The organism is Pseudomonas sp. CFBP 8770, from assembly GCF_014841705.1.
Classification (GTDB): Bacteria; Pseudomonadota; Gammaproteobacteria; order Pseudomonadales; family Pseudomonadaceae; genus Aquipseudomonas.
The window spans coordinates 172,288-184,500 of record NZ_JACYUL010000007.1 but is presented as its reverse complement, the minus strand read 5'-3'; the positions used below and the strand labels follow the sequence as shown (position 1 = coordinate 184,500).

Here is a 12,213-nt window from a genome sequence, read left to right as displayed (position 1 = left end):
GAGTTATCCATGTTTTCGATCATGCGACGCAGCCTGCTGGTTCTGGTGGCTCTGCTACCGATGTGGGCCAATGCAGCCCCTGCGGTATCCGCACATCAGGTGGTACAGGGCGTCACCGACCGACTGCTGTCGGATCTGGAAAAGAACCGCGAAAGCTACCGCAGCAATCCTCAGGCTTTCTACGACGCGTTGAATTCCATCGTCGGTCCGGTCGTCGATGCCGAAGGCATATCGCGCAGCATCATGACCGTGAAGTACGCGAACCGGGCAACACCGGCGCAGAAAGCGCGTTTCCAGGAAAACTTCAAGCGCAGCCTGATGCAGTTCTATGGCAACGCGTTGCTCGAATACAACAACCAGGGCATCACCGTCGGCCCGGCCAAGGATGAAAGCGGCACCCGTACCAGCGTCGACATGCAGGTCAAGGGCACCGGCGGCGCTGTGTATCCGGTCTCCTACACCCTGGAAAACCTGAACAACGAGTGGAAGGTGCGCAACGTCATCATCAATGGCATCAACATCGGCAAGCTGTTCCGCGACCAGTTCGCCGACAGCATGCAGCGCAACGGCAACGACCTGGACAAGACCATCGATGGTTGGGCAGGCGAAGTCGCCAAGGCCAAGGAAGTCACCGACAAAGCTGCTCCGACGAGCGCCCAGTGATGGATCAGGCTCGCGTCGAACTGGCCGGCGACCAGCTCAGCCTGGCCGGCGTGCTGGACTACCGCTCCGGCGCCGCCCTGCGCAAGCAGGGTCAGGCGTTGATCCAGTCCAGCCCGGCTACGGCGCTGGTCATCGACTGCACCGCAGTCGAGAAATCCAGCAGCGTTGGCTTGTCCCTGCTGCTGGGTTTCATGCGCGATGCCGAGGCGGCGGGCAAGACCGTCCGCGTTCAGGCACTGCCTCACGATATGCGTCAGATCGCTCAGGTCACCGGCATGAGCGAATTCTTTTCACAGATTTGAGCGGCCATCATCGAGGCCCTCTGGCCTGATCCCGTCGATACGGGGTTCGCAGCCGGAGGGCTTTTTTGTATGATGGCCGACCCGCGCGCACAGGGCGCCGATCGAGGTTGAGCATGCAGGCTGTAGAAGTGAAAGGTTTCCTGGAAGCCAAGCTGCCGGGAGTGCAGGTGGAAGTCGAAGGCGAAGGCTGCAATTTCCAGCTGAACGTGATCAGTGACGAGCTGACCGCGCTCAGTCCGGTCAAGCGCCAGCAACAGATCTATGCTCATTTGAACCCATGGATCGCCGATGGCAGCATCCATGCGATCACCATGAAATTCTTCAGCAGCGCAGCCTGGGCTGAGCGTTCCTGAGCCATTCCGCGTCGAGACTCCAATGGACAAACTGATTATTACTGGCGGCGTTCGCCTTGATGGCGAAATCCGCATTTCCGGAGCGAAGAACTCCGCTCTGCCGATTCTGGCTGCCACCTTGCTGGCCGATGGGCCGGTGACGGTCGCCAACCTGCCGCACTTGCACGACATCACTACCATGATCGAGCTGTTCGGCCGCATGGGTATCGAACCGGTGATCGACGAGAAGCTGGCAGTCGAGATCGATCCGCGCACCATCAAGACACTGGTTGCACCGTACGAGCTGGTCAAGACCATGCGCGCCTCGATCCTGGTGCTGGGCCCGATGGTCGCCCGTTTCGGCGAAGCCGAAGTGGCGCTGCCGGGCGGTTGCGCGATTGGTTCGCGTCCGGTCGACCTGCACATCCGTGGCCTCGAAGCCATGGGTGCGGTCATCGACGTGGAAGCTGGCTATATCAAGGCCAAGGCCCCCGAGGGTGGCCTGCGCGGTGCCAACTTCTTCTTCGATACCGTCAGTGTGACCGGTACCGAGAACATCATGATGGCCGCAGCCCTCGCCAACGGCCGCAGCGTGCTGCAGAACGCTGCGCGCGAGCCGGAAGTGGTCGATCTGGCCAACTTCATCAATGCCATGGGCGGCAATGTCCAGGGCGCCGGCACCGACACCATCACCATCGATGGGGTGAAGCGCCTGCACTCGGCGACCTACAAGGTCATGCCCGATCGCATCGAGACCGGCACCTACCTGGTGGCCGCCGCTTGTACAGGCGGCCGGGTCAAGGTTAAGGACACCGATCCGACCATTCTCGAAGCCGTGCTGGAAAAGCTTCGCGAAGCGGGCGCCGAGATCACCACCGGTGCCGATTGGATCGAATTGAACATGCACGGCAAGCGGCCCAAGGCGGTCAACGTGCGGACCGCGCCGTACCCGGCGTTCCCCACCGACATGCAGGCGCAGTTCATTTCGCTCAATGCCATTGCCGAAGGCACCGGCGCGGTCATCGAGACGATCTTCGAAAACCGTTTCATGCATGTCTACGAGATGCACCGCATGGGCGCGCAGATCCAGGTCGAAGGCAACACGGCTATCGTCACCGGTACCGAGAAGCTCAAGGGCGCACCGGTCATGGCCACCGACCTGCGGGCGTCGGCCAGCCTGGTCATTTCGGCTCTGACCGCCGAAGGCGACACCTTGATCGACCGCATCTACCACATTGACCGTGGCTACGAGTGCATCGAAGAAAAACTGCAGATGCTGGGCGCCAAGATCCGTCGCGTACCGGGCTGATGTGCGTGCAGGGCGCAGGGATGCGCCCGGTCGTTGCCAGAAACTTTCCTGTAAGGACTGACGTTTCCCATGTTGACCATTGCGCTGTCCAAAGGCCGCATTCTTGACGATACATTGCCGCTCCTGGCCGAGGCGGGCATCGTGCCCACCGAGAACCCGGACAAGAGCCGCAAGCTGATCATTCCCACGACCCAGGACGATGTGCGCCTGCTGATCGTGCGCGCCACCGATGTGCCGACCTATGTCGAACACGGTGCCGCCGACCTGGGCGTTGCCGGCAAGGACGTTCTGCTCGAATACAGTGGCCAGGGCCTGTACGAACCCCTCGATCTGCAGATTGCCCAGTGCAAGCTCATGACCGCCGGCGCCATCGGCGCGGCCGAGCCCACCGGTCGCCTGCGTGTGGCCACCAAGTTCGTCAACGTTGCCAAGCGCTACTACGCCGAGCAGGGCCGCCAGGTCGACATCATCAAGCTGTACGGTTCCATGGAGCTTGCGCCACTGGTGGGCTTGGCCGACAAGATCATCGACGTGGTCGACACCGGCAATACCCTGCGCGCCAATGGCCTGGAACCTCAGGAACTGATCGCCCACATCAGCTCCCGGCTGGTGGTGAACAAAGCCTCCATGAAAATGCAGCACGCCCGCATCCAGGCGTTGATCGACACCCTGCGCAAGGCAGTGGAGTCGCGACACCGCGGCTGATGCACCTGCGCAGGCCTGCAACCTGCGCCCATCTATCCGCATCATAGCCAAATAACTCAAGTGCCCATGCGGATCGATTGGTAATCTATCGGCGCTTGAGCAATTGCCATTATTTGAGGCCCGCCATGACCGTTTCCACTGCTATTCGCCGACTCGATGCCACTGATCCGGACTTCGCCCGCCATCTGGACCATCTGTTGAGCTGGGAAAGTGTGTCAGATGACTCGGTCAATCAGCGCGTGCTGGACATCATCAAGTCCGTGCGCGAGCGGGGCGATGCCGCACTGGTCGAATTCACCGAGCGCTTCGATGGTTTGCAGGTTGCCTCGATGGCTGATCTGATCCTGCCGCGCGAGCGACTCGAACTGGCACTTACGCGCATTACCGATGTGCAGCGCAGAGCTCTGGAAACCGCCGCCGAGCGGGTGCGGCTCTACCACGAGAAGCAGAAGCAGGATTCCTGGAGCTATACCGAAGCCGACGGCACGGTGCTCGGCCAGAAGGTTACCCCGCTGGACCGCGCCGGCCTGTACGTGCCCGGTGGCAAGGCGTCGTACCCGTCATCGGTGCTGATGAACGCCATTCCAGCGAAAGTGGCGGGCGTGACCGAGGTGGTCATGGTCGTGCCCACGCCCCGTGGCGAAGTCAACGAGCTGGTGTTGGCAGCGGCCTGCATTGCCGGCGTCGACCGCGTGTTCACTATCGGCGGCGCCCAGGCCGTTGCGGCCCTGGCCTATGGCACCGAAAGCGTACCGCGGGTAGACAAGGTCGTCGGCCCAGGAAACATCTACGTAGCGACTGCCAAGCGCCATGTGTTCGGCCAGGTCGGCATCGACATGATCGCCGGTCCCTCGGAAATTCTCGTGGTCTGCGACGGCGGTACCGATCCCGACTGGATCGCCATGGACCTGTTTTCGCAGGCCGAACATGACGAAGACGCCCAGGCCATTCTGGTCAGCCCCGATGCCGAGTTCCTCGACAAGGTCGCGGCCAGTATCGACAAGCTGCTGCCGACCATGGAGCGCGCCGAGATCATCAACACCTCGATCAATGGCCGGGGTGCGTTGATCAAGGTCCGCGACATGCAGCAGGCCATTGAAGTGGCCAACCGTATCGCTCCGGAACACCTCGAGTTGTCGGTCGAAGACCCTCAGGCCTGGCTACCGCAGATCCGCCACGCCGGTGCCATCTTCATGGGCCGTCACACCAGTGAAGCGCTGGGTGACTACTGCGCAGGCCCCAACCATGTGCTGCCGACTTCGGGTACCGCGCGCTTTTCCTCGCCCCTGGGTGTCTACGATTTCCAGAAGCGTTCGTCGATCATCTTCTGCTCGGAGCAGGGCGCTTCCGAACTGGGCAAGACCGCTTCCGTGCTGGCTCGCGGCGAGTCCCTGAGCGCACACGCCCGCAGCGCCGAATACCGTATCCAACCCGATCTGGCAAAAGGGGAGTGAGCATGAGCAGATTCTGGAGTCCCTTCGTCAAGAACCTGGTGCCCTATGTGCCGGGCGAGCAGCCCAAGGTTGCCAACCTGGTCAAGCTCAACACCAACGAGAACCCCTACGGTCCATCGCCCAAGGCGATCGAGGCCATGCGCGCCGAGCTGGGTGACGCCCTGCGCCTGTACCCGGACCCCAACAGCGACCTGCTCAAGCAAGCCGTGGCGGACTATTACGGGGTGCAAACCAACCAGGTGTTCCTGGGCAACGGCTCGGACGAAGTGCTGGCGCACATCTTCCACGGCCTGTTCCAGCATGACCAGCCGCTGTTGTTCCCGGACATCAGCTACAGCTTCTATCCGGTCTACTGCGGCTTGTACGGTATTCCCTTCGAGGCCGTGCCGCTGGATGAGCAGTTCCAGATCCGCGCGCAGGACTATGCCAGGCCCAACGCCGGGATCATCTTCCCCAACCCGAACGCTCCCACTGGCTGCCTGTTGCCGCTCGCAGCGGTCGAGCAGATCGTCAAGGCCAGCCCGGATTCGGTGGTGGTGGTGGATGAGGCCTACGTCGATTTTGGCGGTGAAACCGCGATCACCCTGGTCGACCGCTATCCGAACCTGCTGGTCACCCAGACCGTCTCCAAATCCCGTTCGCTGGCAGGCCTGCGGGTAGGCGTCGCGGTAGGCCACCCGGATTTGATCGAAGCGTTGGAGCGCATCAAGAACAGCTTCAACTCCTATCCGATCGACCGAGTGGCGGTCGCCGGCGCTGCGGCGGCGTTTGCCGACAAGGCTTACTTCGAAGAGACCTGCGCCAAAGTGATCGCCAGTCGCGAGAAACTGGTGCAAGGGTTGAATGAACGGGGATTCGAGGTGCTGCCGTCGGCTGCCAACTTCATCTTCGCCCGCCACCCCGACCAGGACGCTGCAGCCATTGCCGCCCGCTTGCGCGAGAAGGGCGTGATCGTGCGCCATTTCAAGCAGGAACGCATCGCACAATTCCTGCGCATCAGCATCGGCACGCCGGAACAGAACCAGGCGTTGCTGGACGGGTTGTGAGCAAGAGCGTAAAAGCGGCCGGCCTGAACAACCGGCCTGACCGGCAGACTTTCCTGTTCGGTTAGGCTGCCGGTATATCGCGCGGCACAGCAGGATCAGTTGTCAGCCGGATGATGCTTTGCACAAGACCTAGCGGCGGCTGACACTGCATTCATCGCCTACCGTTTTCTCATGGAGACTGACCCGAAACGGATGCGAGCACCCGTGAGTGTGAGTGACAAGGTGCTCTGAGTGGCCGTGAAGGGTATTGGCGCCACCGACTGACTGGACGTGATATCCGTGTAGGGGACTCCACCACTGCCCGATATCGTGCCGAAGGCGATGTCTTCCTCCCCGCCTGTATTATTGATGAAGGGCATCACCGTGTAGGTGATCAGGTAATGACTGCCGGGTTCGATGCGAGCGACGAACTGGTTGACGTGTTGGTTATTGCTCAGTTGCACGCCGTCGTGCTGCCAGTCGCCTCCTCCTTTCCAGTCCGTATTGGGACGCTCGAAGTGGTTGTCCTTGATGAGTTCGTCGGGATTGGGAAAGTCATCGACGAGGCTGGGACTCCAGAACTGTACAGGGGTGCTGCCTTCCGAGCTGATTACGACTTCCAGGTGTGTCGTCGCCGGTTGAGTTACATGTTCAAGCTCGTATGAAAGCGCACCTGTCGTCAAGTAGAAGCTTGCCGCCTGTACATCGTTTTCCTTGATGACGACACGGCCCACTTCAGCCAATGCATGGCTGGCCGTTGATGCGTTATTAAGCACCAAAGCGACCATTCTGAACGTGTACTGTTTGGCGCTCGCTGCGATGGTCACCCCCTGCCTGATGCTGGCCTGATTGACCAGGCGTGCGCCAGGCGGTGAAAGGGTGCAGTTGGCGGGATCCCCTTTGTCGTCCGTGATCCAGTGGGTGAAACCTTGTTCGAACTCTGCGTTCTGGAACAGATTTCCTGGCAGCGCCAGAGGTGTGGTCGTAGGCGTTATGTTGGTCATGATCTGTTTTCTCCGAGTGTGTGGCAAGAAAACAGGCTAGCGACGATTGCATGTTCCTGGGTAACTATCTTTTTACAAGAAAAACAGGGGTGAGCATATATTTCCAGGCCGCAGTAGGGCTTTTCGCTAAATGCCGAAGGGCGAAGACAATCATCAGCTGAGCGCAGTACTCATGAGTATGACTGTTCATACTTCTGTGCGAGTGACAACTTCGAGCGTATAGAGCTCGGTTGCATCTGATAGAAATAACATGACCGAGCTTGCAAACGATCGTCAGTCGCCATCCGTTTTTAACCGCATCCCTACTTATCTTCCTTCTTCACCGCCGCCGGCGCCGGGGGCGGGCGCAGGCCCACTTCGGCGTTGAGGGTGAGTTCCTTGCCCTTGCGCATCACCTGGATGGCGATCCGGTCGCCGGGCTTGGTGCGGGCGACCTGGTTCATCGAGCGGCGACCATCGCCGGCCGGCTCGCCATTGATGCTGAGGATGACATCGCCCAACTGCAGGCCGGCCTTGTGGGCCGGGCCGCCCTGAAACACTCCGGCGACGACGATGCCTGGCCGATCCTTGATGCCGAACGACTCCGCCAGCTCCTCGGTCATCGGTTGTACTTCGATGCCCAGCCAGCCGCGGATCACCTGGCCATGTTCGATGATCGACTTCATCACCTCCAGCGCCAGTTTGGTCGGGATGGCGAAGCCGATGCCTTGCGAACCGCCGGACTTGGAGAAGATGGCCGTGTTGATACCGGTCAGGTTGCCGTTGGCATCCACCAGCGCGCCGCCGGAGTTGCCGGGATTGATGGCCGCATCGGTCTGGATGAAGTCTTCGTAGGTATTGAGGCCCAGCTGGTTGCGACCGGTGGCGCTGATGATGCCCATGGTCACGGTCTGGCCGACGCCGAACGGGTTGCCGATGGCCAGGGCGACGTCGCCGATACGGATGCCGTCGGAGCGTCCGATGGTGATTGCCGGAACGTTCTTCAGATCGATCTTGAGCACCGCCAGGTCCGTTTCCGGATCGCTGCCGATTACCCGGGCCAGGGTCTCCCGGCCGTCTTTCAGGGCCACCACGATCTGGTCGGCGCCGGCGGTCACATGGTTGTTGGTGAGCAGGTAGCCTTCGGGGCTCATGATCACTGCCGAGCCCAGGCTCGACTCCCAGCGACGCTGCTTGGGCAGGTTGTCGCCGAAGAAACGGCGGAACTGTGGATCTTCGAACAGCGGGTGGGCACCTTTGTTGACCGCCTTGGTGGTGTACAGGTTGGCCACGGCGGGCGCTGCAATGGCTACGGCGTCGGCGTAGGACACCGGGCCCTGGATGACGCTGGCGCTTTGCGGCGCCTGCTGCAGGTTGACGTCCTGGCTGGGCAGGCCGACCCATTGCGGAAAGCGCAGGATCACCAGCAGGGCGATCAATATGCCGGTCAACAGTGGCCAACCGAAGAAGCGCAAGGCCTTGAACATGGGAACGATCCTGAAGGGTAGCGGGGGGCTGTTTCTTCGGCGCGCAGGGGCGCCATAATGGCCGGCATTATACGGGCGCTCGCGCCGCGCTGAACTGCCTTTGTGGAGACTTTCATGGCTGTGGCACTGAACACGTTGGTCGAAGAAGCCGACCGTTACCTGGGCAGCTCGAAGATCCAGGATTACTGCCCCAATGGTTTGCAGGTGGAAGGCCGCCCGCAGGTCATGCGTATCGTCAGTGGCGTGACGGCGAGTCAGGCGTTGCTCGATGCTGCGGTGGACGCCAGGGCCGATCTGGTGCTGGTGCACCATGGTTATTTCTGGAAGGGCGAGAACCCCTGCGTGGTGGGCATGAAACAGCGGCGCCTGAAGACGTTGCTCAAGCATGACATCAGCCTGTTGGCCTACCACCTGCCGCTGGATCTGCACGCCGAAGTGGGCAACAACGTGCAGCTGGCGCGGCAGTTGGAAATCACCGTGGAAGGGCCGCTGGATCCGGCGGACAGCCGGGTCGTGGGGCTGATCGGTTCATTGCCCGAGCCCATGCATCCGCGCGACTTCGCCCGTCGCGTGCAGGAAGTGCTGGGCCGCGAACCGTTGCTGATCGAAGGCAGCGAAAAGATCCGCCGCGTGGGCTGGTGCACCGGCGGTGGCCAGGGTTACATCGACCGGGCGATCGAGGCCGGTGTGGACCTGTTCATCAGCGGTGAGGCTTCCGAACAGACGGTGCACAGTGCGCGGGAGAACGACATCAGCTTCATCGCCGCGGGCCATCACGCGACCGAACGCTACGGCGTGCAGGCGCTGGGTGATTACCTGGCACGGCGCTTCGCGCTCGAGCATGTGTTCATCGACTGTCCCAATCCGGTCTGATCATTGGACCGTGGTGCCCGATTCGCGGGCAGAGCCCGCTCCCACACTCTGCCCGCGAGGCGGCCGGAAGTCATGCCGGAACCTCCAAACCGCAAGGCATATTGATATACCCCTTCGATCTAACCACCCCCGGTGACCAAACCGGACGCCGTGTTAAAGTGCCCGGCTCGAACACGGCCCGCAGGCCGTCCATAAAGACTGTATTCCGTGAGTAGCCATGGTCGACAAACTGACGCATCTGAAACAGCTGGAGGCGGAAAGCATCCACATCATTCGTGAGGTGGCCGCTGAGTTCGATAACCCGGTGATGTTGTATTCCATCGGCAAGGACTCGGCCGTGATGCTGCATCTGGCGCGCAAGGCGTTCTTCCCGGGCAAGCTGCCGTTCCCGGTGATGCACGTCGACACCCAGTGGAAGTTCCAGGAGATGTACAAGTTCCGCGACCGCATGGTCGAGGAGCTGGGCCTGGACCTGCTGGTACACGTCAATCCCGAAGGCGTGGCGCAGGGCATCAACCCCTTCACCCACGGCAGCTCCAAGCACACCGACATCATGAAGACCCAGGGTCTCAAGCAGGCGCTGGACAAGTATGGCTTCGACGCCGCCTTCGGTGGCGCTCGCCGCGACGAAGAAAAGTCGCGGGCCAAGGAACGGGTCTACTCGTTCCGTGACAGCAAGCATCGCTGGGACCCGAAGAACCAGCGTCCGGAGTTGTGGAACGTCTACAACGGCAAGGTCAACAAGGGCGAATCGATCCGCGTATTCCCCTTGTCGAACTGGACCGAGCTCGACATCTGGCAGTACATCTACCTGGAAGGCATCCCGATCGTGCCGCTGTACTTCGCCGCCGAACGCGAAGTGATCGAGAAGAACGGCACGCTGATCATGATCGACGACGAGCGCATTCTCGAGCACCTCAGCGAGGAAGAGAAAGCCAGCATCGTCAAGAAGAAGGTGCGTTTCCGTACCCTTGGCTGCTACCCGTTGACGGGCGCGGTGGAGTCCGAGGCGCAGAGCCTCACCGACATCATTCAGGAAATGCTCCTGACGCGAACGTCCGAACGCCAGGGCCGGGTCATCGATCATGATGGCGCCGGTTCCATGGAAGACAAGAAACGTCAGGGCTACTTCTAGAGCAGGGTCAGAACATGTCGCACCAATCCGAATTGATCAGCGAGGACATCCTCGCCTACCTGGCCCAGCACGAACGCAAGGAACTGCTGCGCTTCCTCACCTGCGGCAACGTCGACGACGGCAAGAGCACCCTGATCGGGCGCCTGCTGCACGACTCCAAGATGATCTACGAAGATCACCTGGAAGCCATCACCCGCGACTCGAAGAAATCCGGAACCACAGGCGAAGAAGTCGACCTGGCGTTGCTGGTCGACGGCCTGCAGGCCGAACGCGAGCAGGGCATCACCATCGATGTCGCCTACCGTTATTTTTCCACGGCCAAGCGCAAGTTCATCATTGCCGATACCCCGGGCCACGAGCAGTACACGCGCAACATGGCCACGGGTGCGTCCACCTGCGACCTGGCGATCATCCTCGTCGATGCCCGCTACGGTGTGCAGACCCAGACTCGTCGGCACAGCTACATCGCGTCCCTGCTGGGCATCAAGCACATCGTCGTGGCCATCAACAAGATGGACCTCAAGGGCTTCGATGAGGGCGTGTTCGAGCAGATCAAGGCCGACTACCTGAAGTTCGCCGAGGCCATCAGCCTGCAGCCGACCACCTTGGCCTTCGTGCCGATGTCGGCGCTCAAGGGCGACAACGTGGTCAACCGCAGCGAACAGTCGCCGTGGTACAGCGGCCAGACCCTGATGGAAATCCTCGAAACCGTGGAGGTGGCAGCCGATCGCAACTTCAACGACCTGCGCTTCCCGGTGCAGTACGTCAATCGGCCGAACCTGAACTTCCGCGGCTTCGCCGGTACCCTGGCCAGCGGTATCGTGCACAAGGGCGATGAAGTGGTCGTCCTGCCATCGGGCAAGAGCAGCCGGGTCAAGTCCATCGTCACCTTCGAAGGTGAGCTGGAACACGCCGGCCCTGGCCAGGCGGTCACCCTGACCATGGAAGACGAGATCGACATCTCTCGCGGCGATCTGCTGGTGCATGCTGCCAACGTGCCGACCGTCTCCGACAGCTTCGAAGCCATGCTGGTGTGGATGGCCGAAGAGCCGATGCTGCCCGGCAAGAAATACGACATCAAGCGGGCCACCAGCTATGTGCCGGGCTCGATCGCCAGCATCGTCCACAAGGTCGACGTGAACACCCTGGCCGAAGGGCCGGGCAGTGCGCTGCAGCTCAACGAGATCGGCAAGGTCAAGGTGTCGCTGGACAGCGCCATCGCTCTGGACGGTTACGACAGCAACCGCACCACCGGCGCGTTCATCATCATCGACCGCCTCACCAACGGCACCGTCGGCGCGGGGATGATCATCGCTCCGGCAGCCGTCAGCCAGGGTGGCAAGGCGCACGGTCGTTTTGCCCACGTGACCACCGACGAACGCGCCCAACGCTTCGGCCAGCAACCGGCGACCGTGCTGTTCAGCGGTCTTTCGGGTGCAGGCAAGAGCACCTTGGCCTACGCCGTGGAACGCAAGCTGTTCGACATGGGCCGGGCCGTATTCGTGCTCGATGGGCAGAACCTGCGACATGACCTGAACAAGGGGCTGCCACAGGACCGCGCCGGGCGCACCGAGAACTGGCGTCGTGCCGCTCACGTGGCGCGGCAGTTCAACGAAGCGGGCCTGGTGACCCTGGCCGCCTTCGTTGCACCGGATGCCGCCGGCCGCGAGCAGGCACGCGACCTGATCGGTGCCGATCGCCTGGTGACCGTCTACGTTCAGGCCTCGCCTCTGGTCTGCCGCGAACGCGACCCTCAGGGCCTGTACGCCGCCGACCAGGACAACATTCCCGGTGAGTCCTTCCCCTATGACGTGCCGCTGAATGCCGATCTGGTGATCGACACCCAATCCTCGTCGGTCGATGAGGGCGTCAAGCAGGTGCTCGATCTGCTGCGCAGCCGCGGGGCGATCTAAGCCGCTGCAGGAGCGGGCCGAGTCCGCTCCTG

12 protein-coding genes are annotated in these 12,213 nt (G+C 61.6%); 10 read left to right on the top strand and 2 right to left on the bottom strand.

All coding sequences use genetic code 11. The features are described 5' to 3' along the window. The first annotated feature begins 9 nt into the window (after positions 1-9). The 7 genes from IFT98_RS16990 to hisC all read left to right on the top strand — a co-directional run bounded on the left by IFT98_RS16990 (position 10) and on the right by hisC (position 5,811). Positions 10-663 carry an MlaC/ttg2D family ABC transporter substrate-binding protein gene (locus IFT98_RS16990; protein ID WP_192050641.1) on the top strand — a complete coding sequence of 218 codons (654 nt, stop codon included), beginning with the start codon at positions 10-12 and terminating at the stop codon, positions 661-663. After that, the gene (locus IFT98_RS16985) at positions 663-965 is read left to right on the top strand and encodes an STAS domain-containing protein (RefSeq protein ID WP_122713625.1); all 303 of its coding nucleotides are present in this window, start codon (positions 663-665) and stop codon (positions 963-965) included. The genes IFT98_RS16990 and IFT98_RS16985 overlap by 1 nt, the downstream gene beginning before the upstream one ends. Before the next feature lie 113 nt (positions 966-1,078). Next, positions 1,079-1,318, top strand: coding sequence for a BolA family protein (locus tag IFT98_RS16980; RefSeq protein ID WP_122713446.1), 240 nt, complete (start codon positions 1,079-1,081; stop codon positions 1,316-1,318). A gap of 22 nt (positions 1,319-1,340) precedes the next feature. Then, a complete protein-coding gene (gene murA, locus IFT98_RS16975) occupies positions 1,341-2,606 on the top strand; it encodes a UDP-N-acetylglucosamine 1-carboxyvinyltransferase (protein ID WP_122479496.1) in 1,266 nt (421 codons plus the stop codon). Between the two features lie 69 nt (positions 2,607-2,675). Continuing rightward, positions 2,676-3,311: an ATP phosphoribosyltransferase gene (gene hisG, locus IFT98_RS16970; protein WP_043186752.1), complete on the top strand. Its 636-nt coding sequence runs from the start codon at positions 2,676-2,678 to the stop codon at positions 3,309-3,311. Between the two features lie 125 nt (positions 3,312-3,436). Beyond that, positions 3,437-4,765, top strand: coding sequence for a histidinol dehydrogenase (gene hisD / locus IFT98_RS16965; protein WP_192050643.1), 1,329 nt, complete (start codon positions 3,437-3,439; stop codon positions 4,763-4,765). A 2-nt stretch (positions 4,766-4,767) separates the two neighbouring features. Next, positions 4,768-5,811: a histidinol-phosphate transaminase gene (hisC, locus tag IFT98_RS16960; protein WP_192050645.1), complete on the top strand. Its 1,044-nt coding sequence runs from the start codon at positions 4,768-4,770 to the stop codon at positions 5,809-5,811. Between the two features lie 158 nt (positions 5,812-5,969). Here hisC and IFT98_RS16955 read toward each other — a convergent pair whose 3' ends face one another. Next, positions 5,970-6,794 (bottom strand): hypothetical protein, encoded by an 825-nt coding sequence (locus IFT98_RS16955; RefSeq protein WP_192050646.1) that lies wholly within the window; start codon positions 6,792-6,794, stop codon positions 5,970-5,972. A 302-nt stretch (positions 6,795-7,096) separates the two neighbouring features. Next, positions 7,097-8,260 carry a Do family serine endopeptidase AlgW gene (gene algW, locus IFT98_RS16950; protein WP_192050648.1) on the bottom strand — a complete coding sequence of 388 codons (1,164 nt, stop codon included), beginning with the start codon at positions 8,258-8,260 and terminating at the stop codon, positions 7,097-7,099. A gap of 114 nt (positions 8,261-8,374) precedes the next feature. On the opposite strand from algW, the gene IFT98_RS16945 reads away from it, so the two are divergent. The 3 genes from IFT98_RS16945 (at position 8,375) to cysN (ending at position 12,181) form a co-directional block, all read left to right on the top strand. Further along, positions 8,375-9,133 carry a Nif3-like dinuclear metal center hexameric protein gene (locus IFT98_RS16945; protein WP_192050650.1) on the top strand — a complete coding sequence of 253 codons (759 nt, stop codon included), beginning with the start codon at positions 8,375-8,377 and terminating at the stop codon, positions 9,131-9,133. Positions 9,134-9,350: 217 nt separating this feature from the next. Then, positions 9,351-10,268 carry a sulfate adenylyltransferase subunit CysD gene (cysD, locus tag IFT98_RS16940; protein ID WP_122479489.1) on the top strand — a complete coding sequence of 306 codons (918 nt, stop codon included), beginning with the start codon at positions 9,351-9,353 and terminating at the stop codon, positions 10,266-10,268. Positions 10,269-10,282: 14 nt separating this feature from the next. Then, positions 10,283-12,181 carry a sulfate adenylyltransferase subunit CysN gene (gene cysN, locus IFT98_RS16935; RefSeq protein WP_192050651.1) on the top strand — a complete coding sequence of 633 codons (1,899 nt, stop codon included), beginning with the start codon at positions 10,283-10,285 and terminating at the stop codon, positions 12,179-12,181. The last annotated feature ends 32 nt before the right edge of the window (positions 12,182-12,213 follow it).

Bases quoted from the DNA above. Each gene is read 5' to 3' on its own strand.
- IFT98_RS16990 (WP_192050641.1), top strand. From the start codon at position 10: ATGTTTTCGATCATGCGACGCAGCCTGCTGGTTCTGGTGGCTCTGCTA.
- IFT98_RS16985 (WP_122713625.1), top strand. From the start codon at position 663: ATGGATCAGGCTCGCGTCGAACTGGCCGGCGACCAGCTCAGCCTGGCC.
- IFT98_RS16980 (WP_122713446.1), top strand. From the start codon at position 1,079: ATGCAGGCTGTAGAAGTGAAAGGTTTCCTGGAAGCCAAGCTGCCGGGA.
- murA (WP_122479496.1), top strand. From the start codon at position 1,341: ATGGACAAACTGATTATTACTGGCGGCGTTCGCCTTGATGGCGAAATC.
- hisG (WP_043186752.1), top strand. From the start codon at position 2,676: ATGTTGACCATTGCGCTGTCCAAAGGCCGCATTCTTGACGATACATTG.
- hisD (WP_192050643.1), top strand. From the start codon at position 3,437: ATGACCGTTTCCACTGCTATTCGCCGACTCGATGCCACTGATCCGGAC.
- hisC (WP_192050645.1), top strand. From the start codon at position 4,768: ATGAGCAGATTCTGGAGTCCCTTCGTCAAGAACCTGGTGCCCTATGTG.
- IFT98_RS16955 (WP_192050646.1), bottom strand. From the start codon at position 6,794: ATGACCAACATAACGCCTACGACCACACCTCTGGCGCTGCCAGGAAAT.
- algW (WP_192050648.1), bottom strand. From the start codon at position 8,260: ATGTTCAAGGCCTTGCGCTTCTTCGGTTGGCCACTGTTGACCGGCATA.
- IFT98_RS16945 (WP_192050650.1), top strand. From the start codon at position 8,375: ATGGCTGTGGCACTGAACACGTTGGTCGAAGAAGCCGACCGTTACCTG.
- cysD (WP_122479489.1), top strand. From the start codon at position 9,351: ATGGTCGACAAACTGACGCATCTGAAACAGCTGGAGGCGGAAAGCATC.
- cysN (WP_192050651.1), top strand. From the start codon at position 10,283: ATGTCGCACCAATCCGAATTGATCAGCGAGGACATCCTCGCCTACCTG.